At 70.7% G+C, this 23,604-nt stretch carries 21 protein-coding genes; 12 read left to right on the top strand and 9 right to left on the bottom strand.

Annotated elements, in window-relative coordinates:
• Positions 1 to 388, top strand: a 388-nt coding sequence (locus tag AB0C35_RS35905) for an integrase core domain-containing protein (RefSeq protein WP_358466123.1), incomplete at its 5' end; no start/stop codon positions are given.
• Between the two features lie 6 nt (positions 389 to 394).
• Here AB0C35_RS35905 and AB0C35_RS35900 read toward each other — a convergent pair.
• The 6 genes from AB0C35_RS35900 to AB0C35_RS35875 all read right to left on the bottom strand — a co-directional run bounded on the left by AB0C35_RS35900 (position 395) and on the right by AB0C35_RS35875 (position 8,909).
• Complete coding sequence (locus tag AB0C35_RS35900) at positions 395 to 829, bottom strand: hypothetical protein (protein ID WP_358466121.1); 435 nt, start codon at positions 827 to 829, stop codon at positions 395 to 397.
• Positions 830 to 837: 8 nt separating this feature from the next.
• Positions 838 to 3,207, bottom strand: coding sequence for a fibronectin type III domain-containing protein (locus AB0C35_RS35895; RefSeq protein WP_358466119.1), 2,370 nt, complete (start codon positions 3,205 to 3,207; stop codon positions 838 to 840).
• 314 nt (positions 3,208 to 3,521) lie between these two features.
• The gene (locus AB0C35_RS35890; RefSeq protein ID WP_358466117.1) at positions 3,522 to 5,045 is read right to left on the bottom strand and encodes a sugar ABC transporter ATP-binding protein; all 1,524 of its coding nucleotides are present in this window, start codon (positions 5,043 to 5,045) and stop codon (positions 3,522 to 3,524) included.
• Entirely contained in the window at positions 5,042 to 5,971 is a 930-nt protein-coding gene (locus AB0C35_RS35885) for an ABC transporter permease (RefSeq protein WP_358466115.1), read from the bottom strand. The genes AB0C35_RS35890 and AB0C35_RS35885 overlap by 4 nt, the downstream gene beginning before the upstream one ends.
• 205 nt (positions 5,972 to 6,176) lie before the next feature.
• Positions 6,177 to 7,337 carry a sugar ABC transporter substrate-binding protein gene (locus AB0C35_RS35880; protein ID WP_358466113.1) on the bottom strand — a complete coding sequence of 387 codons (1,161 nt, stop codon included), beginning with the start codon at positions 7,335 to 7,337 and terminating at the stop codon, positions 6,177 to 6,179.
• Positions 7,338 to 7,670: 333 nt separating this feature from the next.
• The gene (locus AB0C35_RS35875; RefSeq protein WP_358466111.1) at positions 7,671 to 8,909 is read right to left on the bottom strand and encodes a cytochrome P450; all 1,239 of its coding nucleotides are present in this window, start codon (positions 8,907 to 8,909) and stop codon (positions 7,671 to 7,673) included.
• A gap of 97 nt (positions 8,910 to 9,006) precedes the next feature.
• Between AB0C35_RS35875 and AB0C35_RS35870 the strand changes: the two genes are divergently transcribed.
• Positions 9,007 to 9,198: a ferredoxin gene (locus AB0C35_RS35870; RefSeq protein ID WP_358466109.1), complete on the top strand. Its 192-nt coding sequence runs from the start codon at positions 9,007 to 9,009 to the stop codon at positions 9,196 to 9,198.
• A 55-nt stretch (positions 9,199 to 9,253) separates the two neighbouring features.
• Here the strand turns inward: AB0C35_RS35870 and AB0C35_RS35865 are convergent, their stop codons facing one another.
• Complete coding sequence (locus tag AB0C35_RS35865) at positions 9,254 to 9,994, bottom strand: FCD domain-containing protein (protein ID WP_358466107.1); 741 nt, start codon at positions 9,992 to 9,994, stop codon at positions 9,254 to 9,256.
• A 243-nt stretch (positions 9,995 to 10,237) separates the two neighbouring features.
• Between AB0C35_RS35865 and AB0C35_RS35860 the strand changes: the two genes are divergently transcribed.
• Complete coding sequence (locus tag AB0C35_RS35860; protein ID WP_358466105.1) at positions 10,238 to 11,005, top strand: enoyl-CoA hydratase/isomerase family protein; 768 nt, start codon at positions 10,238 to 10,240, stop codon at positions 11,003 to 11,005.
• A 118-nt stretch (positions 11,006 to 11,123) separates the two neighbouring features.
• Here AB0C35_RS35860 and AB0C35_RS35855 read toward each other — a convergent pair whose 3' ends face one another.
• Positions 11,124 to 11,888 carry an SDR family NAD(P)-dependent oxidoreductase gene (locus AB0C35_RS35855; RefSeq protein WP_358466103.1) on the bottom strand — a complete coding sequence of 255 codons (765 nt, stop codon included), beginning with the start codon at positions 11,886 to 11,888 and terminating at the stop codon, positions 11,124 to 11,126.
• 135 nt (positions 11,889 to 12,023) lie between these two features.
• Between AB0C35_RS35855 and AB0C35_RS35850 the strand changes: the two genes are divergently transcribed.
• The 7 genes from AB0C35_RS35850 (at position 12,024) to AB0C35_RS35820 (ending at position 20,542) form a co-directional block, all read left to right on the top strand.
• Entirely contained in the window at positions 12,024 to 13,190 is a 1,167-nt protein-coding gene (locus tag AB0C35_RS35850; RefSeq protein ID WP_358466101.1) for an acyl-CoA dehydrogenase family protein, read from the top strand.
• Positions 13,191 to 13,302: 112 nt separating this feature from the next.
• Positions 13,303 to 14,073, top strand: coding sequence for an SDR family oxidoreductase (locus AB0C35_RS35845; protein ID WP_358466099.1), 771 nt, complete (start codon positions 13,303 to 13,305; stop codon positions 14,071 to 14,073).
• 77 nt (positions 14,074 to 14,150) lie between these two features.
• Entirely contained in the window at positions 14,151 to 15,191 is a 1,041-nt protein-coding gene (locus tag AB0C35_RS35840) for an LLM class flavin-dependent oxidoreductase (RefSeq protein WP_358466097.1), read from the top strand.
• Between the two features lie 77 nt (positions 15,192 to 15,268).
• Positions 15,269 to 16,906, top strand: a complete 1,638-nt coding sequence (locus AB0C35_RS35835) for an ATP-dependent acyl-CoA ligase (protein ID WP_358466095.1) — start codon at positions 15,269 to 15,271, stop codon at positions 16,904 to 16,906.
• Entirely contained in the window at positions 16,906 to 17,892 is a 987-nt protein-coding gene (locus tag AB0C35_RS35830; protein ID WP_358466093.1) for a CoA ester lyase, read from the top strand. The genes AB0C35_RS35835 and AB0C35_RS35830 overlap by 1 nt, the downstream gene beginning before the upstream one ends.
• A complete protein-coding gene (locus AB0C35_RS35825) occupies positions 17,889 to 19,370 on the top strand; it encodes an aldehyde dehydrogenase family protein (protein ID WP_358466091.1) in 1,482 nt (493 codons plus the stop codon). The genes AB0C35_RS35830 and AB0C35_RS35825 overlap by 4 nt, the downstream gene beginning before the upstream one ends.
• A complete protein-coding gene (locus AB0C35_RS35820; protein ID WP_358466089.1) occupies positions 19,367 to 20,542 on the top strand; it encodes a CoA transferase in 1,176 nt (391 codons plus the stop codon). Before AB0C35_RS35825 ends, AB0C35_RS35820 begins: the two co-directional genes overlap by 4 nt.
• Before the next feature lie 53 nt (positions 20,543 to 20,595).
• Here AB0C35_RS35820 and AB0C35_RS35815 read toward each other — a convergent pair whose 3' ends face one another.
• Positions 20,596 to 21,360, bottom strand: a complete 765-nt coding sequence (locus tag AB0C35_RS35815; protein WP_358466087.1) for a glucose 1-dehydrogenase — start codon at positions 21,358 to 21,360, stop codon at positions 20,596 to 20,598.
• Between the two features lie 97 nt (positions 21,361 to 21,457).
• Here AB0C35_RS35815 and AB0C35_RS35810 point away from each other — a divergent pair, with 97 nt between their 5' ends.
• A complete protein-coding gene (locus tag AB0C35_RS35810; protein WP_358466085.1) occupies positions 21,458 to 22,612 on the top strand; it encodes an acyl-CoA dehydrogenase family protein in 1,155 nt (384 codons plus the stop codon).
• The gene (locus AB0C35_RS35805; RefSeq protein WP_358466083.1) at positions 22,609 to 23,397 is read left to right on the top strand and encodes an amidohydrolase family protein; all 789 of its coding nucleotides are present in this window, start codon (positions 22,609 to 22,611) and stop codon (positions 23,395 to 23,397) included. Before AB0C35_RS35810 ends, AB0C35_RS35805 begins: the two co-directional genes overlap by 4 nt.
• Positions 23,398 to 23,604: the final 207 nt, after the last annotated feature.

Raw genomic sequence — 23,604 nt, 5'->3', positions numbered from 1 at the left:
TATCACCCGCAGCCACTCCAGGCCGCACGTGAGCAACGACAACCCCTACTCCGAGGCCGGCTTCAAGACCTTGAAGTACTGCCCCGCCTTCCCCGGCCGGTTCACCTCGATCCAGACGGCGACACGGTTCTGCGCAGCGTTCTTCACCTACTACAACATCGAGCACCGGCACTCAGGGATCGGGCTGCACACCCCGGCCTCAGTCCACGACGGCACCGCCACCAAGATCCGGGACCACCGCTGCGAGGTCCTGGCCACCGCCTACACCGCCCACCCTGAACGGTTCCGCACCAGGCCCATCCCGCCCAAGCTGCCCGACAAGGCCTGGATCAACGAACCCCCCAAGGACCAGCACAAGGAGAACAACCAGGCACAACCCGCAGCCTGAGCTGTCTCAACGAGTTTGACAGGCTCCGGCGCGCATCGTATTGGTGCTGTCCGGGTCGATTTCGTAGCGCCAGATCTCTCCCTCGTGGTCACCGGCGAGGACGAAGGTGTAGACGATGAAGTCGAAGTGGAACAGCGGCAGTTGATGCCGCCAGGGGAAGGGCGTGGCCACCGACAGGGACAGGTCGGTGAGCGCCTTGCCCGCGTCGTCCGGCCATGGCATGAGCCATCCGCTGCTGGGCCAGAGCCGTTCCAGGCCCCATCCCCGGGCGTGGAGCCAGGTGAGTTGCTCGGCGACGTGGTCGACGTCGAACACCCGGTAGACCAGGCCGGGCGGCTGCCCGTCGGCGTCGGCGTGATCGGGCCACGTCAGGCCCGCGGCCGTCGCCGCGGCGCGGTAGCCGTCGACCGCATCCCGCAGGGCATGAAGATCATCGAGCATGGCCGTCCTCAGGGCTTGGCGGGCGCCATGCACACGCTAGCCCCGGTCGGGGTGACCCGGAAGCCGAAGCTCGGCGCGTTCGCCTCCACCCAGGGCTTCACCGGCAGGACGATGAACCTGTCCGTGTCCTTCACCTTGCACTCTCGGTAGAACTGGTTGATGTCATCGCGCTGAGGTACCGCCTCGGCGGCGGGAACGGACTTCAGGCTCGCCACGATGCCGGTCAGGTCGACCGCCTGGTTCGTTCTCCAGAACGGGAACTCGTCGCAGACGTCGCCCCTCGGCCGGCCGACGCAGGCGTTCGGCTTGAACTTCGCCGTCTCGAACCAGCGGCGACCGTGGCCGGCGGACCGGGCGGCCCGGCCGTTCACGCTGCGGGCCGGCCAGAACCACTGGGGCTTCTGCGGGGGCTGCGGGTATCCGTTGCCCATGGCCTCCACGATGTGGCGGCCGGTCTCCTTCATGGGCGCGAACTTGTAGTTGGTTCCCCCGGGGACGTAGACGGCGAAGTCGTCGCCGCAGCCGGCATAGGGGCTGGTCGGGTGTCCCTGCTGAGCTGCGCACGCCCTGTCGACGGTCGTCCTGAACCTGCTGTCGTCCTCGCTGGTCCAGGCGAACGGAAGTGCGTACAGGCCGGTCAGGTCCTTGGTGATCTTGACCGTCTCGGCGTAGATCTTCAGGCTGTTGAAGAACTCGCCCTCTTGCAGCCACCAGTCCTCGTAGGTCCTGAAGTCCGTCGTGTGGTCGATCGGATACTCGAGGAGGCCGCCGATGGCGATGGGGGTGGCATCGATGATCGCCCATATCGTGCCCAGGACGACTCCGACGACGATGCCTATGCCGATGACGAGGAGCCAGGAGACGGCGGCGGAGCTGCCCGCGGCTACCTCGGCGGTCGCCGTCGCCTCGACCGCCTTCTCGAGGATGACCGCGCATCCGCCCTGCAGGCGCCATGTGATCGGCTGGACGCCCGGCTGGAAGAACTTCGCGCGAAGCTCGCCCGGGGTCAGGCCCGCCAGGTCGTCCACCGACGAGAGCAGCGGTCCGCGGTTGGGCGGGGCCACGTCCTCGAGGAGCTCGGTGACGTCGTCGGAACACTCGAGGAGCTCGTTGTCGGACTGCCGGAAGGTGTCGATGCACGTGCTGTCCGGAACGGAGTAGCAGCCTGTGAAGAGCTCCGTGCCACCCGCAGGTGCCGGTACGCTCCCGCGCGAAGACGCCGCGATGTAGATGTCGCCTCCCCGGCCGGTGCACGCGGAAGCCTCGGTGGCGGTCGTCTGCGTGGTCTCGGGCGACACCAGGTAGGGGCCGGTGGTGGTCGTGAACGATCCGTTGAGGTCCCGCCCCTTCGTGCCGTCGGCGCGCAACGCGTCCACCCGGAACGTGTGAGGCGTGCCCTCCTCGAGTTCGCTGACCGGGTACTTGACGAGGTCGTTCTCCGTGCACGGGGTCGCCGGGTCGCCGGCGGCACTCGTGCAGTGCTGATCCAGCGGGAACTCTGCGATCTCCTCGTCGTCCACGAAGACCCGGTAGGTGGCGTCCGCCGACGCGGTCGGGGGGAGATAGGGGTGCCAGGAGGCCACCGCGCCGCCCTGACTCACCTCGAGAGCGAGGTCGGAGTCGGATGGTGGCGGCGGTTCCTTCGTCGTGAAGGACGCCGTGGCGGGCGTCTCCGACTTGTTGCCGGCCAGGTCGACGGCCACCACGGACACGGTGTGACGGCTGAGCGGTGCCAGCCCGGTGACGGTGTGGGAACGGGTGCCGGTCGAGATCTGGTGCGGGGCCCCGCCGTCGACACTGATCTCGTATCCGGCGAGACCGTAGTTGTCGGTGGCCGCGCCCCAGCTCGCCGTGGCCGACGTCGCAGTGACGTTCCCGACGGTCAGGCCGGGAACGTCGCTCGGCGGGATCAGGTCGACCACGGTGAAGGAGCGCTGGATCCGCGCGGTCCGCTTGGGGTCCCGCTCGGCGCGGGCGCACAGCCTGTTCGAACCGAGGTGCGGCGGCCGCATGCTCGTGGTCCACGACGAAGCCCAGGCCGCCACGCCGTCCGGCGGCGGGCCGATGGTGAACTCGGGCGCGGCCACCCGCTCCTCCGTGACGTCCACCATGTCCGCGTGCTTGTGCAGGATGCCGTTGATCTCGATCTTTCCGTGCTCGTCGACGGCGACCTGGCCGACTTCCGCCGGCTCGTCGACCCGCAGCCGGATGGAGGCGTGGTTCTCCTCTGACCCGGCCATGCCGGCGCACCACCCGCCCTGCGGCGCGTCCTCCACATCGGCGGCCGCCTCGGTGGCCCTCAGACCGACCGGCGAGCCGGGCAGAAGCGCCAGCACGACCGCGAAGGCGAGGAAGGCCGCGCAAAAGCGTTGACCCATGTATCGACGGAGCATTCGCCTACCCCTTGCAAATAGGACGAATTGGCTGCCGTGACTATAGATCGGCTTTACTCGGTGCGACCCGCATGTGCGGCGACCACCTTCGGCCACAAATACTGGCTGGCCGATGGCGGGCATGCCGTCGTGTCATCGCGCGGTCGTCGGTGACGTAATATCGGATGGGCTGGAAAATGGAGCGGTGCGTATCGCTGAGGATTCTCTCCGTCAGTGCGCGATCTGTATCGTCGGTGTTGCGCACCGGGGTGGGCGGGTGGCGTGGGCGGCAGTCCGGCAGGTCAGCGCTCGTCCATAATTCATTCCTGATCGGTGGTGAAGCAATGGTTCAAGATCACGGCTTCGCTGACGTCGCCTTCGAGTTCGGCGGCGATCCGGCCGTTTCGGAGAACGACGATGCGGTCGCACACCTCGACGAGTTCCGGGAATTCGGACGAGATGAACATGACCGCCCTGCCCTCGTCGGCCAGTTCCCGCATGATCGTGTACATCTCCTGCTTGCCGTCCACGTCGACGCCGTGCGTCGGCTCGTCGAACAGGAATACCTGGGCGCCGTGCCGGAGCCATTTGGCGAGGACGACCTTCTGCTGGTTGCCGCCGGACAGCGACCGGACGGGCTGGTCGACCGAGGCGATTCTGATGTTGAGCCGCGCGACCATCTGGTGCGCCACGGCGCGTTCGGAACGACGGGAGGGCAGGGGCAGCCGTGCGCTGCGCCGGTGTTTGCGCAGCGTCGCCAGCGTGACGTTGCTCTGGACGCTGAAGTCCAGGACATTGCCCTGGTGGCGCCGGTCCTCGGGGAGGAGGACGATGCCGCGCCGGAGTGCGCGGCGGAGCCGTCCGGGGCGCACCGTCTGCCCGCGCACGGACACGGTGCCGGCGCTCGGGCGGTCCACTCCGAAGATGACCCTGGCGAGTTCGGTGCGTCCTGCGCCGGCGAGCCCGGCAAGGCCGACGACTTCGCCGGCTCGGATGGACAGGCTGACATCCGTCAGCGCCGGCGGCCGGCTGATGTGCTCGACACGGAGGACCTCCGCGCCGGCATCGGCCGGCCGGCGGAGCCGGCGGCCGGCCCGTGCGGTCGCTCCCGGCCCGCTGATGGCCGTGATGAGCCCCTGGCGGTCGAGGTCGGCCGTCGCGAAGTCGCCCACGACGGCGCCGTCCCGCATGACGACCACGCGTTCGGTGAGGTCGAGGATCTCGTCGAGGCGGTGCGAGACGAAGACGGTGCCGACGCCGTCTTCACGCAGGGCGCGGACCACGCGGAACAGGTGCTGGATCTCGGTGTTGCTCAGGGAGGCCGTCGGCTCGTCCAGGACTACCAGCCGCGCTTGCGCGGCGAGTCCGCGGGCGAGCATCACGAGGCGCTGCTCGGCGATCGACAGGGAGCGCGTCGGCCGCCGGGGATCGATGGCGATGTCGAGGCGGGCGAGCACCTTCTCGGCCTCACGGTACATCCGGGACCAGTGCACCAGCGTCCGTCCGCGAGCGGGAAAACCGAGGCCCAGCAGCACGTTCTCCGCGACGGACATGTCGGGGACCAGCGCGAGTTCCTGGTGGACGAAGGCCAGCCCGCAACGCGCGGCGTCCGATGGTGAGCCGAGCCGGGCGGGCCGCCCGTCGATGTGGACGATGCCCTCATCAGCGCGGACCAGGCCGGCGAGCACCTTGATGAGCGTGCTCTTGCCGGCCCCGTTCTTGCCGACCAGGCCGGTGATCTCGCCCGCTCGGAGGTCGAGGTCCACGTTCCGGATGGCCTGTACGCCGGGGTAGGACTTGCACAGCCCCCGCACGGACGCGAGCGCCGCCGATGTCCCGGTCATGCCCGGGCCTGCCCGAGGCGGCTGAGCAGCATGGCGACGATCAGGACCGCGCCCTGCACCACGTTGATGTACGCCGTCGACAGCTGGAGCATCTGCAGGCCGGTCAGGATGACCTGCAGGAACAGTGTCGCAACGACGGTGCCCGCCACATTGAACTGGCCGGGCCGAAAGGACGTCGAGCCGAGGAAGGCGGCGGCGTACGCGGGCAGCAGGTACGGAATGCCGGCCTGCGGCGCCGAGGAGCCGGCCTGCGCGGTGATCAGGATGCCGGCGATGGCGGCGGCGACGGCGACGAGCACGAAGCCGAGCACGCGCAGCCGGCGCACCGCGATCCCGGAGAAGTACGCGGCGTCCGGGTTGCCGCCGATCGCGTGGAAGAAGCGGCCGATCTCGGTGTGCTCCAGCAGCAGCCAGACGAGGATCGCCGTCCCGGCGGCGATCCACACCTGCACGTTGATGCCCCAGAAGGGTGCCGACTGGCCCAGGCTCAGGTAGGTCTGGGCGACCCCCTCGTAGATGGTCTTCTGGTCGGTGAAGGCGAATTCGATGCCGACGAGGACCGTGCCCATGGCCAGGGTGGTGACGAACGACGACGTGCCGAAGTACGCGACGATGACCCCGTTGACCAGGCCGACGATGACGGCCACGCCGATCGCGACCGCGATCGCGAGCTGCCAGGGCATGCCGTGCAGCGCCATCATCGTGACCGCGGACGCGCCGCCGAGTCCGAGCATCGAGCCGATCGACAGGTCGAAGTCACCGAGGACCAGCAGGATCGTCAGTCCGACCGCCAGGATCAGCGGAGCCCCCGACTGCAGCAGCATAGACCGCAGGTTGTCGGCGGTGAAGAAGGTGTCGGGCCGGACCAGCGAGAAGGTCAGCACCGCGAGCGCGAACGCGATGAGCAGGCCCGTCCTGCCCAGCACGTGGCCGGCCGAGGGCGGGCGCCATCTGGTGCGACGGGTCCCGGGATCCGCGCCGCCGGGTTCCAATGTGCCCGTCGGCGCTTCCGCCAGGGCCGGCTGCGCGTGCCGCCCTGTTACTGCTTGCTCGTCCATCTGATCTCACTTCGGGGAGGCGGCCCGGCCGGGAACGCCGGCCGGGCCGCTGCGGCGACGGGGGAGTGGGACGTCAGTTGCCCGTGCCGAACTCGTACTTCCACTTGGCGGTGAAGAAGGCCTCGTAATCCACCGGCGGCGGGACCAACTGGCCGGCCGGGGGCAGGTTGTCCTTGGTGACCAGCGTCGAACGCCAGAAGTCCAGGCCCGCACCGTAGTTGGGACGCACGTCCTTCGACATCGGGGTCTTGCGGGCCTTCAGCTCGGCGATCTGGTCGATCGCCGCCCAGCTCGACCACTCGAGCGAGTTCTCGACCGCGGCGTCGACCTGTCCCTTGCGCATGAGGTCGAGCGTCGGCCGGTTGGCGTAGAAGGTCGCCAGCAGCGGGCGGTCGGGGAACTGCTTGCCGGGGTAGCGTGCCTTGACCGCCTGCGCGGCGCCGAGCACCGCCGTCTCGAAGGTGATCCACACCGCGGAGGCGTCCGGGTGCTGGTTCAGCTGGGCGGCGATCTGCTGCTGCGTACCCTGCACCAGGTTCGTGGCGTCGGCGTCCTGCTGAGAGGCGATCTTGACGCCGGCCGCCTTCAGGGCGTCCACCCGCTCGACGCCCCAGCTCGCCGGGAAGCCCTGCACGATGGCTCCGCCGCTGCGCTCCTTCAACTGGCTCGCGACGTACGTCGCGAGCGTCGTGCCCATTTCACCGTCCGGCGGCACATAGCCGGCGGTGTACAGGTCGGCCTTGTCCAGGCTGCCGCCGCTGTAGACGGTCGGCACTCCCTCGCGCCGGGCGCGCTGCAACGCGGTCGCGATGACGGTCTGCGGGATCCCGTCGTTGAGCAGTACGTCGATGTTCTGGTCGAGGAGCGTGTTGCCGCAGGCGGCCATCTTCGCCGGGTCGCCCTGGCCGTCGCACGGGATGACGGTCCAGCCGAGGATCTTCGCCGCCGCCACCGCCGAGTCGTACATCCGCTGGTCGGCGGGCGACTGGGCGACGTAGCGCAGGTATCCGATGGTGAGTTTGGGCACCGACGTCGCGGGCCCCGCCTTCTTCGCGGCGGTGGCCGCCAAGGCGTCCAGCTCGCTCGCGCTCAGCGTCGGGCCGGCGGGCGCCGCCGGCGCCGGCGGTGCGGCTCCCGGTGTGGGCGTCGTCTTCTCCGCCGAGCCGCCGCATGCGGCGAGCGCCATCGCCGCCGTCATGCCGAGCGCGGCGATCTTCAAGCCGGTTGACCTCATTACGCTCCCTCTTCTGGCTGTTGGTCCGAATCGGGCACCGCGGGAGCGCGACAGTGCGTGGATGGTGTCTTTGGGCCGTGGGCGCTCGTGGGAACGGGCGATGGCCGTGCGTGAGCCCGGTGGTCGCTACCACCGCGCGTTGATCGGTGACGGCCTCAGGAGTGTCCGCCGGGCGGGGCGGCGGGCACCAGTCGATGGCTATCTATGAGTATAGTTATAACCATCATCACGTCAACGGTCCGGGCGAAGTTGCTCGGCCGAAGCTCGCGCGGACGGGAGATCTCCTGGCCCCACGCCGCCGGATGCCCCCGTGCCGTGGACCCGGCCGGCGGCTCAGGCGTCCGCCGGAAGCCTGCGGGGGCCGGGCGTGAAGCGCGCCGGGATGGACCGGAATCCGACGTTGGTGCCCTGCTGCGGGTAGCGCTCCAGCGCGTCCAGGTCGATCGTGTAGTCCGGCATCCGCTCCAGGAGCTGGCTGATGAGCGCGTGCGACATGGCGCGTCCCAGGTGCGACCCCACGCACCGGTGCACTCCCACCCCGAAGGAGGTGTGCCGGTTCGGCCAGCGCTCGATGTCGATCTCGTCCGCGTTCTCGAAGACCGACTCGTCGCGGTTGGCCGAGGCCCACGCCAGCAGGACCCGGTCGCCGGTCTTCATGGGGCAGCCGCGAAAGTCGCGGTCCTGGACGACCGTGCGGGCCAGCGCCTGCGTCGGCGAGAAGTACCGGAGGAACTCCTCGACGGCGCGTTCGAGCTTCTCGGGGTGGTCGATCAGGGTCTGGCGGACGTCCGGGTGCCGGTAGAGCCATACGAGCGCCTGGCTCACCAGGGAGGCCGTCGTTCCCGTCCCGCCGGCGACCAGCAGTTCGGTCATGGCGAACACCTCCTCGTCGGTGATCGGCCGGCCGTCGATCTCCTGCTGGACGAGGTAGGAGATGATGTCGTCGGCGGGCGCCTCCCGGCGTGCGGTGATGGTGCGCTGCATCCGCTCCGAGAGCTCCGGCAGATCGACCTCGACCGCCTGCTGGAACTCGGGCGATCCGGGAACTCCGGACAGGGTGGCGCGGTGTGCGGTCGAGTACCGTTTCCAGTCCTCGGCGTCCAGGCCCAGCCAGTCGACGGTCACGATCGCCGGGACGCCGATGACGTCGGTGAAATCGCATTCGCCGGTCTCGATGACCTGGTCGATGAACCAGGTCGTGTAGTGGTCGATCTTGGCCCGCATGCGCTCGACGGCGGCCGGTGCGGTGACCCGGTTGACGATCTTGCGGAACGTGCGGAACTCCGGCGGATCGAGCTCGATCGGGATGTGCAGGTGCATGGGCGTCTTGGGGATGACGACGGCCAGTCCCTCGCCGCCGTACGGGGTGCGCCGCGAGGAGAACGTCTCGTCGTCGCGGGCGGCCTCGAAGACGCTCGCGTAGTCCGAGAGCACCCAGTAGCCCTGGTGCGCCTCCGTCCAGGCGATCGGTGTCGAAGTGCGGATCGCCCGGTACGAGCCGACCGTGTCGTCCGCGTGGGCCTGGGAGTTGTGGTCGAAGTCGATGGCGGGACACCGCCGCGGTGTGCTCATGGCTGGATCCTCCGGGGGTGAGCCTGTCAGTCTGATAATGGTTATACTAGATTATGGGTCATCAAGGATCGCGGCCAGGCCGTCGAGCGGAGGAAAGATGAAGGTCAGGGTGGATTCGGAGATATGTCAGGGGCACGGTATCTGTCACATGACGGCGCCCGACCTGTTTCTCCTCAAGGATGAGGACGGATACGCGTACGTCGAGCGGGAAGACGTCCCCGCAGGTCAGGAGGATCTGGCCCAGCTCGGCGCGGACAGCTGCCCGGAGCAGGCGATCATCATCTACTGAGCACGGGGGAGCGCGCCGTGCCCGCTCGGCCGGGCACGGCTCGGTCGGGCACGCCTCAGTTGAACACGCGGTCCCAGGGGACGATCTGATCGAGCACTTCGGGGAACTTGCGCTCCGCGTAGCGCACGTACTCGCCGATGTGGTCGCGCATGCGCGACTCCGATTCGACGGGGTCGCCCGACTTGATGGCGTCGCGCACGTGCTCGTGCGCGGTGAGGATCGCCTTGCGCCGGCGTGCCGGGTAGTCGACGCCGATCAGCGTGCCGTCCATGATGTCCAGCAGGGAGTCGGCCAGATAGCCGAACAGCGGGTTGCCCGAGGACCAGGCGATGATGTCGTGGAAGCGCTTGTTCTCTTCGAGGAACACGTGCTGGTCGTCGAGGTGCTCGCGCATCTGGGTGATCGTGTCGTCCAGCCCGGCCAGGGACGCCTCGTCGATGCGCGTGGCGGCCAGGCCGCTGATCATCGGCTCGATCGCCGATCGGACCTCCGCGATCGTGCGGAACGGCGCCTGCTTGAGCTGCATCAGGAGAACGACCGTCCCGGCCAGGTGGGAGGCGTCGGGGTCGAGCAGGACCGGGCCGCCGCCCGGACCGGGCTTCAACGCGATCGCGCCCTGGAACTCGAGCAGCCGCAGCGCCTCGCGCAGCGTGCCGCGTCCGGTCTCGTACTTCTCCAGCATGACGCGCTCGGGCGGCAGCAGATCACCCGGGCTCACGTCCCCGCGCACGATGTCCTGGACGATCCGCTGCGCGATCAGCATCGCCGCCTTGGGCGGACGGTGGAGGTTCTTCAACGAGCACCTCGCGGGGCTTCCGGTCGTCTCCCCGGCATCGCTCCTCCATCTCGGCGCGGATGACGGCGCCGCCGGCCCTTGCCGCCGCGGTTGACCGAGCCGCAATTCATATGGAAGATTAACATCAATTCGGGGTCGAGTGGAAATTCGGCCGTACCGTGCGCCGGGCGCCGGGTCCCGGGCGCTCCACCCGGCCGCACGCCGCACGATCGTGCGCGGATCAGCACCCTGGAGGACCTTGAGATGTCGGACGACGTGATCGTCGAGTCCCGCGGATCCGCAGTGTGGATCAGGCTCAACCGCCCTGAGCGGCGCAACGCCTACGACGCGGAGATGGCCGGGGCCGTCGTCGAGGCGATCGAGGCGGCCGACACCGCCCGCGCGGTAGTGATCACCGGCTCCGGCGGCAGCTTCTGCGCGGGCGGCTCGCTGCAGACCCTCAGCACCCCGACCACGGCGCAGATGCGCGTGCTGTACCGGGCGTCGCTGCGCCTGTTCGACGCCGTCCGGCAGTGTCCCCGGCCGGTCATCGCGGCCGTCGGCGGGCCGGCCGCCGGCGGCGGCAACGAACTGGTGGTGGCCTGCGACCTGGCCGTCGCCGGACGGTCGGCCACCTTCGGGCAGACCGGCCCCCGGGTCGGCAGTTCGCCGGTCACGGGGGCCACCAACGTCATGGGCGTACAGATCGGCGAGAAGCGCGCCAAGGAGATGGCCATGCTGTGCCGCCGCTACAGCGCCGAGGACGCGCTGCGCATGGGCCTGGTCAACGACGTGGTCGACGACGACGAGGTGGAGGCCGCGGCGCAGCGGTGGGTCGAGGAGATCGCCCTGCTCAGCCCCCGCTACCTGGAGATCACCAAGGTGAGTTCGAACATCTGGTGGGATGCCGCGCGGGCGTCGTTCACCAACGGCCTGGGCATGCTGGTGCAGGCGGTGGGCAGCGCGGACATGGCCGAAGGCGCTTCGGCGTTCCTGGAAAAGCGCCGTCCCGTCTTCCCCGACCCGCAGTGACGGCCCCGCGTCCGGCGCCGGGTCGGCCGTATCCCCACACCGTGCCGGGCCCACGTGCCGGGATGCTCCGCCGGCGCGCGGGTGCGGCACCGGCGGAGCGCTCAGTGGTCGAGTGATATCAGCGCGGCTGCATGCGCACGGCCCCGTCGAGGCGGATCGTCTCTCCGTTGATGTACGGGTTGTCGATGATGTGCTCGGCGAGCCTGGCGAACTCATCGGGCCGGCCGAGCCGGGCGGGGTTGGGCACCTGGGCGCCCAGCCGGTCCTTGATCTCGTCGGAGAACCGGCTGAGGATCGGGGTGTCGAAGACGCCGGGCGCGATCGTGACGACGCGGATCCGGCGCGAGGCCAGGTCGCGGGCGGCGACCAGCGTCATGCCGACGATGCCGGCCTTCGCCGACGCGTACGGGATCTGCCCGACCTGGCCCTCGTACGCGGCGACCGAGGAGGTCAGGACGCAGACGCCGCGCTCCCCTCCGACCGGTTCGGCGGCGGCCATCCGGGCGGCGGCCATCCGCAGCACGTTGAACGAGCCGATGAGGTTGACCCGCACGACGGTCTCGTAGAGGTCCAGGTCGCCGGGCGCGCCGTCCCTGTCCACGACCCGGACCGTGCCGCCCCGGCCGGCGCAGTGCACCAGCGCGCGCACGGGCCCGCGCGACTCCGCGGCGTCGAGCGCCGCCGCCACCGCCGCCGGGTCGGTCACGTCGCCGGGGACGAACTGCGCCGCCGGGCCGAGCTCGGCGGCCACCTCGGCGCCGGCCGAGGTCGGCAGGTCGAGGATCACGACGGCCACGCCGCGCCCGACGAGTCGTCGCGCCGTCGCGAGTGCGAGGCCGGACGCGCCGCCGGTCACGAGGGCGCTGCTGTCGGTGAGGTCCATGTGCCCTTCTCTCGGTATCTATAATCATGATTATCAGGTAATGTAGATCCACGGCAACGTCCGGCGTCATGCTTGACGGCTGAATCTATGTTTACCAATATCATGGTTAGTCGATCGGAGGGATCACCGCCAGTGATGAGTGGAGTCAGCAACCCGGGCACCTCGGAGCAGGCCGTCCGCGAGCTCGCGGCCTCGGTCGCCCGGGACCGCTACGCGCCGCGTGCCGCCGAGTGGGACGCCCGGCGCATCGCCTTCCCGCACGAGGAGCGGCGCTACCTCGGATCCCTCGGCTTCCTGGGCATCTCCCTGCCGGAGGAGTACGGCGGCTCCGGACGGCCGCTCGCCGACTCCCTCATCGTCATCGAGGAGCTCGCGAGGCACTGCCGCCCGGCCGCGTTCCAGGTGTTCGAGGCGAACACCGGCCCGGCCCAGGTGGTCAACCTCCTGGGCACGGAGCGGCAGAAGCGGGCGCTGCTGCCCAAGGTCGTCTCCGGTGAGGCGACGATCGCCGTGGCGATCTCCGAGCCGGACGCCGGATCCGCGGCGACCGACATGACCACGCGCGCCACGTACGCGGACGGCGCCTACACTCTGCGCGGCACGAAGCGGTGGATCTCCAACGGCGGCGAGGCCGATCACTACCTCGTCTACTGCCGTCTGTCCGACGAGCCGGGAGCCAAGGGGCTGGGGGCGCTGCTCGTCGAGGCCGACCGCGATGGCGTGGGCTTCGGTGAGCCCGAGAGGCTCATGGGTTTCCGCGGCATCCCGTCGGCCGATGTGATCTTCGACGACGTGGTCGTCCCGGAGGAGAACCTCCTGATGGGCGCCGGCGGATTCCGCACCCTCTTCACCGCGTTCTCGATCGAGCGCCTGGGCAACACGACGATGAGCCTGGCCATCGGCCAGGAGGCGCTGGACCGTACGCTGGACTACGTCCAGCAGCGCAGGCAGTTCGGCAAGCCGCTGATCGAGTTCCAGAGCATTCAGCTGACGGTCGCGGACATGACACTGCAGGTCGAGGCCGCGAGGCTGCTGTTGAAGCGCGCCGTGGACACCGCCGGGGGCGGGCTGCCGAACCCGCTGGAGGTCTCGCTGGCCAAATGCACCGCGAACGAGATGGCCAAGCGCGTGACGGACCTGGCCATGCAGGTGCACGGCGGGAACGGATACACCGAGGAGTACGGCATCGAGCGGCTGCACCGCGACGCGCACGGCTGGGCGCTGGCCGGTGGGACGCCCACGATGCAGCGCATCCGCATCGTCTCCGAGCTTCTCGGGCGGGGCTTCGACCAGCGCGGTTGACGGGCCCGTCCGGGGCGGCGCCGTGCCAGGGGAGCCCGGGCGCGCCTCCGGGCGGAACCTCCACCTGGATCGGGACTCTCTGGCACCGGCCGCAACGGGAAGGAAACGCACAATGAATCGATTCGAGGGGCGCGTCGCCACGGTCATCGGCGGTGGTTCGGGCATGGGCCGGGCCATCTCGCACCGGCTGGCCGCCGAGGGCGCGCACGTGTACGTCGTCGACCTGTCCGGGGCGGCCGCCGAGACCGTCGCGGGCGAGGTCTCCGCCGACGGCGGTTCGGCGAGCGCCGTCCAGCTGGACGCCACCGACCCGGCGGCGCTGGCCGATCTCTACCAGCGCGTCGATGCCGAGCACGGCCGGCTGCACATCATGCACAACCAGGTCGGCATGCCCGGCGCGGCGGGCCTGGACATCAGCGCCGAGGAGTGGGACCGCAACATCAACGTCAACATGAAGAGCCCGTTCTACAGCGCGACGCTCGCCTGGGAACTGCTCAAGAAAGGGGAGGGCAAGGCGTCGGTCACCATGACGGCCTCGACCTCCGCTCTCGTCGGGTCCCCGTTCAGCCCGATCTACTCCCTCACCAAGAGCGCGCTCGTCGGCTTGACGCGAGCGCTCGCGCTGGTCGGCGGCCCCGACGGCATCCGCGTCAACTGCATCGCGCCCGGGACCGTGCAGACCCCGATGCTGGCGCAGTTCTTCGGCCGCGAACCCGGCGCCGACGTCGGCGAGCTGGTGGAGCAGTTCGTCAGCGGCATCCCGCTGGGCCGGGCCTCGCAGCCCACCGAGATCGCCTCGGTGGTCGCGTTCCTCGCCGGCGACGACGCCAGCTTCATCACCGGGGTGACGCTGCCGGTGGACGGCGGACTGACCGCCAAGTGAGGCGACGTGGCCATCGCAGCATCGACACATCCCCGCGCCCGCCGACAGCGGCGGCGGGCTGAACCGGAGGTCCGGTCATGGTCCAGGTAGGGCTACTGCTCAGCGACGTACCGACGTCGGTGTCCCCGGAGCGGCAGTTCCACGACGTGTTGCGCATCGTCGAGGCCGCCCAGGCGAACGGGTTCACCTACATCGCCATCGGCCAGCACTTCCTGTACGGCGACCTGCGCTGGCTGCAGCCGGTGCCGCTGCTGGCCAGGCTCGCCGCCGAGGTCGGCCCGGAGATCCGGCTCGCCACGCAGATCATGATCGCGCCGCTGTACCATCCGGTGCTGCTGGCCGAGGAGATCGCCACCCTGGACGTGGTCACCGAGGGGCGGCTGGTGTTCGGCGCCGGCCTCGGCTACCGGCCCGAGGAGTTCGGCTACCTCGGCGTGCCGTTCGCCGAACGGGCGGCGCGCATGGACGAGTGCCTCGAACTGCTCATCAAGCTGTGGACGCAGGACGAGGTGACCCACCACGGCCGGTTCTGGCGGCTGGAGGGCGTACGGCCGCACCTGAAACCCGTACAGCGGCCGCATCCGCCCATCTGGATCGGCGCGCACAGCCTGCCCGGGGCTCGCCGCGCCGGCCGGTTCGGCGACGGCTACGCCTGCCCCCCGGAGACGCCGCTGGACGAGGTCGCCCAGCGGTTCGCGGTGGTGCGCGACGGCTTCGCGGCACGGGGGAAGCCGTTCGCGCCACAGCCGCTGCGGCGCAACGTGCTGGTCGCCGACACCACCGAGCGGGCCGTCGTCGAATACGCCCGGGTGGCCCAGGGCCGCTACCTGTCCTACGCCCAGCGCGGGCTCGACGTGATGGACGAGAGCCAGATCGCCGAGGACTTCGCCGCCGCGGTGGCCGGGCACGCCGTCGTCGGCACCCCGGACGAGGTCACGTCCCGGCTGCTGGACATCGTCGCCGCGTTGCCCGTCGACCCGCTGCTGCTGCGCCCGCAGTGGCCGTCGATGGACGCCGACGAGGCGATCGCCGCGATCGGCCGCCTCGGCCGTGACGTCGTCCCGGCGATCCGGGCCGCGGAACCGCGCACCGATCTGCCGGCCGGAATCGAGGACTAGATGCACGTCGACCCGCACACGCCGCCGACGCCGGCCGGGACCGCAGGCGCCGCTCTCACGGTAGGGGACTGGGCACGATGACGCGGTACTACACGGATCTTCTTCCCGACTTCCCCGATCCGGCGACCTGGAACGTCGCGCACGTGCTGCGCCACCATGCGCGCGAGCGCCCCGATCGCGTCTTCCTGATCACGCCTGAGGAGGACCGCCGCTGGACGTACGGCGAGACGCTGGCCACGGCCGAGAGGCTCGCGGGCGGGCTCGCGGCGGCCGGCGGCGTCCCGGGGGACCGGGTCCTGGTCATGGCGGCCAACAGTTCGCGGTTCGTCTTCACCTGGCTCGGCTGCGGCCTGTCCGGTCTGGTCGAGGCGCCGATCAACACCGCCTACGAGGGCGAGTTCCTGCGCCACCAGGTCGCCTTGGCGAGCCCCCGCTTCGTCGTCGTCGACGACGTGTACGCCGAGCGGTTCCTGGCGATCGGCGACGCGTCCGGCGTGATCGAGCACTTCTTCGTCATCGACACCGGCCACGCCGACGCGGCGCTGACCTCGCTGCGGGCGGCGGGCCGGCGCGCCGACCCGTGGGACGTCCTGACGTCGGCCGGGCCCGTGTCGCCGCCCGAGCCCGCCGCGAACTCGCTGGCCTCGATCTTCTTCACCTCGGGGACGACGGGGCCGTCCAAGGGCGTGGCCATGCCGCATGCGCAGATGTACTTCTTCGGCCAGGAGGTGGTGTCGCTCACCCGGCTCACGGCCGAGGACACCTACCTGACGGTCACGCCCCTCTTCCACGGCAACGCCCAGTTCATGGCGGCCTACCCCGCCCTGATCGCCGGTGCCGGCCTGGTCGTCCGGCCGAAGTTCAGCGCCAGCCGCTGGATCGACCAGGTGCGCGAGGACGGCGTGACGGTCACCAACTTCATCGGCGTGATGATGGACTTCGTCTGGAAACAGCCGGTCCGCGACGACGACGGCGACAATCCGCTGCGCGCGGTGTTCGCCGCGCCGACCGCCTCCTCCGTGCTCGAAGCGTTCAAGCACAGGTTCGGCATCGAGGCGTTCGTCGAGGTGTTCGGGCTCACCGAGACCAGCGCGCCCATCCTGTCCCCCTACGGCGAGGACCGGCCGGCCGGCGCCGCCGGCCTCCAGGTCGCGGACTGGTTCGACATCCGCCTGGTGGACCCGGAGACCGACGAGGAGGTGCCGGTCGGCGAGATCGGCGAACTCGTCGTACGCCCGAAGCGCCCGTGGACGTGCAGCCTCGGCTACTACGGCATGCCGGACAGGACGGTCGAGGCGTGGCGCAACCTCTGGTTCCACACCGGTGACGCGCTGCGGCGGGACGAGGAGGGCTGGTACTACTTCGTCGACCGGTACAAGGACGCGCTGCGCCGGCGCGGCGAGAACATCAGTTCCTACGAGGTGGAGCAGGCCGTCCTGGGCCACCCGGCCGTGCTGGAGGTGTCGGTGCTCGGCGTCAAGGCTGAGATCGAGGCCGGTGAGGACGAGGTCCTCGCGGTCGTGGTCGCCTCCGAGCCGGTCGACCCGCAGGAGCTGTGGCGATGGTGCGAGGGCCGGGTCCCCGCCTTCGCCGTCCCGCGGTTCATCCGCTTCGTCGAGGCCCTGCCCAAAACCCCATCGGAGAAGATCCGCAAGTCCGTGCTGCGTGATGACGGCATCACGCCGGACACCGCCGACCGCACTGTGAGCCACTGATGCCGCGACCGTACCGCTCCATCCTGTTCGTCCCCGGGCACAAGCCCGCCTGGGCCGATAAGGCGCTCCGGGCCGGAGCCGACGCGATCATCCTCGACCTCGAGGACTCCGTGCCCGACGGACTTAAGGACGAAGCACGCGCGGTGGTCGCCGAGTCGATCGGCCGTCTGCGCGCGGCCGATCCGGACGTCGGCCTCGGGGTCCGGGTGAACGGCCTGGCCACCCGGCAGACCGGCACCGACCTCGAGGCCGTGGTGGCGCCCGGCCTGGACGTCGTCTTCGCGCCCAAGATCGAGCAGGCCACCGACGTGCTGCGCTACGACGCGCTGCTGGACCACTTCGAGACCCGGGGCGGCGTCGAAGGGCTGTGCTACATCGTGCCGGTGGAGACCGTACGGGCGATCCACAACGTCCGCGAGATCGCGCTCGCCTCGCCGCGGGTCGGCGCGATGATCGGCCCGACCGCCGAGCACGCGGACATCGCGCGCGAGGTGGGGTTCGAGTGGACCCCCGAGGGGCACGAGACGCTCTACCTGCGCAGCCGCGTGCTGCTGGCGTGCCGCGAAGCGGGCGTGCATCCGCTCACCGGGCTCTGGGAGCGCATCGACGACCTCGACGGCCTGCGCGCCTTCGCCCTCGCCGGCCGGCGCCTCGGCTTCCGCGGCATGATCGCCATCCATCCCGCGCACGTCGCGACGCTCAACGAGGTGTTCTCCCCCGGCGAGGAGGAGATCGCCTTCTACCAGGGCATGGTCGACGCCTACGAGGCCGCCGCGCGGACCGGCGACGGCGCGCTGCGGTACCGGGGGCTGCACATCGACCGGGCGCACTACGACAAGGCGGTCCAGCGGCTGGAGGCGGCCCGCGCCGGCCATGGGGGAGCGGGGCCGGGACGAGGACGACGTCCGGGTCCGCAGGGGCAGACGAACCGGCCTGACGATGACCGGGCCGCCGAGATCGACACGACCGGAGAGAGCGACGGATGACCATCATGCACACCGATTACGAGGCCCTGCGCGACTGGATTCCGGGCACCCGGCAGCTCACCATCGGCGGCCGGCCGGTCGACCCGGAGGGCGAGCGCTGGGACGTCTACAACCCGGCCACCGAACAAGTGATCGCGAACGTCGGGGGCGCCTCACCGGCCCAGGTCGACGCCGCGGTCGACGCCGCGCGTGCGGCGTTCCCGGCCTGGGCGGCGCTGTCCGGCGAGGAGCGTTCCCGGCACATCCACCGGCTCGCCGACGTCTTGGAGGCCCACGGCGACCAGTTGCTGCCCTCGATCGTCAACGAGGTCGGCACACCCGTCTCGCTCGCCGCGTACCTGCAGGTCAAGATGGCGGTGCAGCAGCACCTGCGCTGGGCGGCGGAGGCCGCCAAGGTCGACCGGACCCGGCACCTCGGGTCCTGGCACGAGCCGGTGCCGACGATGTCGGACGTCGTGTACCAGCCGGCCGGCGTGGTCGCCGCGATCACCGGTTACAACTATCCGCTCAACCTGGCGATCTTCAAGTTCGGCGCGGCTCTGGCCGCCGGCTGCACGGTCGTCCTGCTCTCCTCGCCGCGCACGCCGCTGACCACGCTGTTCCTCGGCGAGCTGCTGCGCGAGGCGGACCTGCCGCCCGGTGTCATGAACGTCATCATCGGCCAGGCCGACGTCGGGGTCCGGCTGTCCTCGCATCCCGGCGTGGACCGGGTGTCCTTCACCGGCTCCGACGCGGTCGGCGCGAAGATCATGGAACAGGCGGCGCGCGGCCTCGCCGGCGTCACCCTCGAACTCGGCGGCAAGTCGCCGAGCATCGTGCTGCCGGGCGTGGACGTCAAGAAGATCGCCCTGGAGATGCACCTGCGCTGGTCCCGCAACGGCGGCCAGGGGTGCGCGGCGCTGGCCCGGCTGCTGGTGCACGACGCGGTGTACGACGAGTTCCTGGAGGCGAGCGCCGGGGCGTTCGACCAGATGATCGTCGGTGACCCGTGGGACCCGGCGACCAGCATCGGGCCGATGATCCGCCCCGACCATCAGGCGCGGGTGCGGGGCTTCATCGACGGCTCGGTCGAGGAGGGCGGCCGCAAACTGCTGGAGGTGACGCGGCCGCTGCCCGAGCGAGGATGGTTCGTCAACCCGGTGCTGCTCGGCGACCTGCCGCACAGCGGGCGCGCCGTACAGGAGGAGATCTTCGGCCCGGTCGCCGTGCTGGTCCCGTTCAAGGACACCGAGGAGGCCATCCGGCTCGCCAACGACACGGCGTACGGGCTGGCCGCCAACGTCTGGTGCGACGACCCCGCGGAGGCGCGGCGGGTCGCGGAGCGGATCCGGGCCGGCACCGTGTGGATCAACGGCGGCGGCAGCATGCGCCCCGACGCGCCGTTCGGCGGTTTCGGGCGCTCCGGCGTGGGCCGCGAACTCGGCGAGTGGGGGATGCGCGAGTACCTTGAGGCGCAGCACATCCAGTGGCGGGTGTGAAGCCGGTGAACGAGTCGGGGGCACCCCTGCAGGGCGTTCGCGTCCTGGAGCTCGGCACCATGTACGCCGCGCCGACCTGCGGGCGGATGCTGCGCGACTTCGGCGCCGACGTGATCAAGGTGGAGGACCCGGCCACCGGTGACTTCGCGCGCCAGTGGACGCCGATGAAGGACGGCCTGTCGCTCGGCTTCAGCCGGCTCAACGCGGGAAAGCGGTCGGTGGGCATCGACGTGCGCACGCCCGAGGGCCGCGAGCTGGTCCGCCGGCTCGCGGGGGAGGTCGACGTCGTGATCGAGTCGTTCCGGCCGGGACGGCTTGAGGCCTGGGGCCTGGGCTACGACGTGCTCAGCGCGCAGAACCCGGGGCTGATCCTCACGCGGGTGTCCGGCTTCGGGCAGACCGGCCCGTACCGGGCGCGGCCGGGCTTCGGGACGGTCGCCGAGACGGCCAGCGGCTTCGCCTTCACCAACGGCTGGCCGGAGTCGCCGCCGACCTCGCCGCCGTTCGGGTTCGCCGACTCGATCGCCGGGATCTCCGCCGCCATGGGCACCGCCATGGCGCTGTTCCGCCGCGAGCGCACCGGGGCCGGCGACGTCGTCGACGTGGCGCTTTACGAGCCGTTGATGTTCATCCTCGGCGACATGATCCTGAACTACACCGGCACCGGCCACGTCCAGCAGCGCGTCGGCAACGGGACCGGGTCGGCGTCGCCGCGCGGCATCTACCAGGCCGGTGACGGCGGCTGGCTGTCGATCGCGGCGTCCAACCAGGCCATCGCGGTGCGGCTGTTCGCCGCGATGGGCGTGCCGGAGATCCTCGACGACCCCCGCTTCGCCACCAACGAGGCGCGGCTGGCCAACAACGAGACGGTGCAGGTGAGGGTGCGGGACTGGGTCGCGTCCCGGCCGCGCGAGGAGATCCTCCGGATCCTCGACGAGCACGAGGTGGTCTGCTCGGCGGTGAACGACGCGAGCGACATCGCCGCGGATCCGCACTTCCTGGACCGGACCCTGGTCGAGCTGACCGGTAGCGACGTGCTCGGCCGGGTGCTGATGCCCGGGCCGGTGCTGCACCTGTCCCGGTGGGACGGGCCGCGTTACGAGGGGGTCCCGTCCGTCGGCGAGCACACCGACCAGGTGCTCGCCGAGCTCCTGGAGGAGACCCGCTCCTGAGGCCGCGTCCCCGGACGGCCGTCCGTCGCTTCCCGCGGACGGCCGTCCGCTGCTCAGGGCTGGCCGCCGTCCACGGTCAGCACCGTCCCCGTGGTGTAGGAGGCGCCGTCGCCGGCCAGGTACAGCGCGGCGCCGACGATCTCCTCGGGCTCGCCGCCGCGCCGGAGCGCGAACCGCTGGGCACGCTCGTCGAAGGCCGCCCGGTCCCACGACCGGCTGACATCGGTGAAGAACGTGCCCGCCATGATCGTGTTGACCCGGACCGTAGGGCCGAAGGTGTGCGCGAACCCGGCGGTCAGCGCGTTCAGGCCGGCCTTGGCCGCCGCGTACGGCAGCAGCCCGGGCCGGGGCCGGTCCGCCGCCCTGCTGGAGATGTTGACGATCGAACCGCCGTTCCCGGCCGCCATCCGGGTGCCCACCAGCGCGGTCAGCCGGAAGGCCCCTTTCAGGTTGACCGCGATGACCTTGTCGAACAGCTCCTCGCTGACGTCGGCGACGTCGTCGTACAGCGGCGACATGCCGGCGTTGTTGACCAGGACGTCGACGTGCCCGAAGCGTTCGTAGGCCGCGTCGACGAGGCCCTCCAGGTCGTCCCAGCGGCCGACGTGCACGCCGTACGGCAGGGCGGCGACCCCGGTGGCGGCGCTGATCTCCTCCGCGTAGCGGGCGCACGCGTCGCCGTTCCTGCTGGCGATCACGACGTCGGCGCCAGCGCCGGCGAACCCGGCCACCATGGCCCGGCCGAGCCCGCGGCTGCCTCCGGTGACGAGCACGACACGGCCGGCGAACGGCCGAGGGGCGGCCACATTGTCCTGCATGCGGGGATCCTTTCGCGGTGTCCCGAACGGGAGCTGGTAGCGACTTAATTCCTTGTTATAGTATGCATGAATTATTGGACGTGGAGGGGTGGGCGCGATGGCCGACGATCAGCCGGGGCTCTTCGAGTTGCCGGATCACCACCGGAGTCTGCAGGCGGAGGCGCGCGAGCTCGCCGACTCCGTGCGCCACCTGGCGGCCGAGGCGGACGACGCCGATCGGGTGCATCCGGCGATGCGCGCGGCCCTCGCGGCGAGCGGCCTGGCGGGCGTCATGGTGCCCGCGGAGTACGGCGGGCGCAACGCGGCCGTCGACTCTCTCGCGGCCACGGTGGTACGGGAGGCGCTGGCCGGAGTCAGCGCCCACCTGGACTCGCTGTTCGCCATGCAGGGCATCGGGACGTTCGCGCTCGCCCGCGCCGGCGCCGATGCCGTCCGCGCCCGCTGGCTGCCCGCCGTGGCGGCCATGGACGCCATCGCGGCCCTGGCCGTGACCGAGCCGCACGTCGGCTCGGACCTCAAGGCCATCAGCACGACCGTCGAGGAGCGCGGCGGCCGGCTCCGGATCACCGGTCACAAGTCGTTCATCACCAACGCCGGCGACGCCGACACCTACGCCGTGCTGGCCAGGGAGGCCGACGGCTACTCCCTGGTCCTGGTCCCCGCGGACACGCCCGGCCTGTCCACGAGCAGCCCGCACCAGATCATCGCGCCGCACGTGCTCGGAGATGTCGTCCTCGACGGCGCCGAGGTGCCCGCCGACCACCGCATCGGCGGCCCCGGAGAGGGCTTCTCGCTGGTCATGGCCACGCTCGCGACGTTCCGCGTCTCGGTCGCCGGCGCCGCGGTGGGGATGGCCGAGGCGGCCCTCATGGAAGCGGTCCGCCACAGCGTGGGGCGGGAGCAGTTCGGCATGCCGCTGGCCAGGCTCGGGTCGATCCCCGAGCACCTGGCCACCGCGTGGACCGAGATCGAGATGGCGCGCTCGCTGACGTACCGGGCCGCCGCGGCCGCCGCCCGCGATCCGCTGGCGAACCTGTGGCTGTCGTCCATGGCCAAGGCCGGGGCCACGGAGATGGCCGGCCGCGTCGTCGACCGGGCCGTGCAGGTCGCGGGCCGGTTCGGGGTGACGCGCGGCACGGCGCTGGAGCGGTTCTACCGCGAGGCCAGGCCGATGCGGATCTACGAGGGCTCGACCGAGGTCATCTACGACTCGCTGGCGCGCCAGCTGACCAAGAAGGCCGCACAATCATGATCATCGATACGCATGCCCACGTCTGGCCCGACCACATCGCGCCGCGGGTCCTCGCCGGCCGCCCGGCCGGCCTCGACGCGCGCTTCGACGGCACCGTCGGCGGGCTGACCCGCACGATGGACGCGGCGGGCGTCGATCGCGCGATGACCCTGGCCATCGCCGGGGTCGCCAAGAACGTCGAGCGGACCAACGAGTTCATCGGCGCCGTCGACCGGCACCGGTTCATCCCGTTCGGCACCGTCCATCCCGGGCTGTCGATCGAGCAGAACCTGCGCTCGCTGGACGGCAACGGCATCCGCGGCGTCAAGCTGCACCCGCTGTTCCAGGACCTGTCCCTCGCCGATCCGGCGGTGGTCGACCTGGTGCGCGCCCTGGCGGACGCCGACGTCACGCTGATCACGCACGCGGGCGCGGGCGGCGACGACGCGGCGAACGAGCGCGGTGCGCCCCGCCATCTGCGGGCGCTGCTCGACGCGGTGCCGCACCTGCGCCTGATCGCCTGCCACTACGGCGGATACCACCGGCTCGACGAGGCCGAGGAACTGATGGTCGGGTCCCGCGCGGTACTGGAGACCTCCTGGCCGCCCCGCCTGTCCGACCTGGACGCGGACCGGATGCGGGCGATCGTCGCCGCGCACGGCGCCGATCGGATGGTCTTCGGCTCGGACTGGCCGATGGCCGACCCGGCCGCGGAGATCGCCGCCATCCGTTCATGGGGGCTGTCACCCGAGGAGGAGTCCGCGATCCTCGGCGGCACGCTCGCCGGGCTGCTGGGCATCGGCTGACGTGCCGCGGGCGAGCACCGCCGTCATCGTGAGCGCCTCCCTCGCCCGCGCGCGGAAAGCTGCAGAGTGATCGGCGATCCACGCAGCTGACCGCGGGTATCGCACCCGCACGAAATATTCCTGAAACGGTTGACCAGCCCTGGCGTGACAGCTTATAACCATACTAATCCTTATCAGGGTTTATGGATTCACTCCTGCGAGCGGGTG

It is taken from the genome of Spirillospora sp. NPDC048819, from assembly GCF_040650055.1.
Classification (GTDB): Bacteria; Actinomycetota; Actinomycetes; order Streptosporangiales; family Streptosporangiaceae; genus Spirillospora.
The sequence above is the reverse complement of the archived record's forward strand: the minus strand, read 5'-3'. Positions and strand labels throughout refer to the sequence as shown.

Coding starts and splice junctions, on each gene's coding strand:
- AB0C35_RS35845 (WP_358466099.1), top strand. CDS start 13,303: ATGAATCGATTCGAGGGGCGCGTCGCCACGGTCATCGGCGGTGGTTCG.
- AB0C35_RS35835 (WP_358466095.1), top strand. CDS start 15,269: ATGACGCGGTACTACACGGATCTTCTTCCCGACTTCCCCGATCCGGCG.
- AB0C35_RS35810 (WP_358466085.1), top strand. CDS start 21,458: ATGGCCGACGATCAGCCGGGGCTCTTCGAGTTGCCGGATCACCACCGG.
- AB0C35_RS35825 (WP_358466091.1), top strand. CDS start 17,889: ATGACCATCATGCACACCGATTACGAGGCCCTGCGCGACTGGATTCCG.
- AB0C35_RS35860 (WP_358466105.1), top strand. CDS start 10,238: ATGTCGGACGACGTGATCGTCGAGTCCCGCGGATCCGCAGTGTGGATC.
- AB0C35_RS35895 (WP_358466119.1), bottom strand. CDS start 3,207: ATGGGTCAACGCTTTTGCGCGGCCTTCCTCGCCTTCGCGGTCGTGCTG.
- AB0C35_RS35815 (WP_358466087.1), bottom strand. CDS start 21,360: ATGCAGGACAATGTGGCCGCCCCTCGGCCGTTCGCCGGCCGTGTCGTG.
- AB0C35_RS35880 (WP_358466113.1), bottom strand. CDS start 7,337: ATGAGGTCAACCGGCTTGAAGATCGCCGCGCTCGGCATGACGGCGGCG.
- AB0C35_RS35890 (WP_358466117.1), bottom strand. CDS start 5,045: ATGACCGGGACATCGGCGGCGCTCGCGTCCGTGCGGGGGCTGTGCAAG.
- AB0C35_RS35840 (WP_358466097.1), top strand. CDS start 14,151: ATGGTCCAGGTAGGGCTACTGCTCAGCGACGTACCGACGTCGGTGTCC.
- AB0C35_RS35850 (WP_358466101.1), top strand. CDS start 12,024: ATGAGTGGAGTCAGCAACCCGGGCACCTCGGAGCAGGCCGTCCGCGAG.
- AB0C35_RS35855 (WP_358466103.1), bottom strand. CDS start 11,888: ATGGACCTCACCGACAGCAGCGCCCTCGTGACCGGCGGCGCGTCCGGC.
- AB0C35_RS35870 (WP_358466109.1), top strand. CDS start 9,007: ATGAAGGTCAGGGTGGATTCGGAGATATGTCAGGGGCACGGTATCTGT.
- AB0C35_RS35900 (WP_358466121.1), bottom strand. CDS start 829: ATGCTCGATGATCTTCATGCCCTGCGGGATGCGGTCGACGGCTACCGC.
- AB0C35_RS35805 (WP_358466083.1), top strand. CDS start 22,609: ATGATCATCGATACGCATGCCCACGTCTGGCCCGACCACATCGCGCCG.
- AB0C35_RS35875 (WP_358466111.1), bottom strand. CDS start 8,909: ATGAGCACACCGCGGCGGTGTCCCGCCATCGACTTCGACCACAACTCC.
- AB0C35_RS35830 (WP_358466093.1), top strand. CDS start 16,906: ATGCCGCGACCGTACCGCTCCATCCTGTTCGTCCCCGGGCACAAGCCC.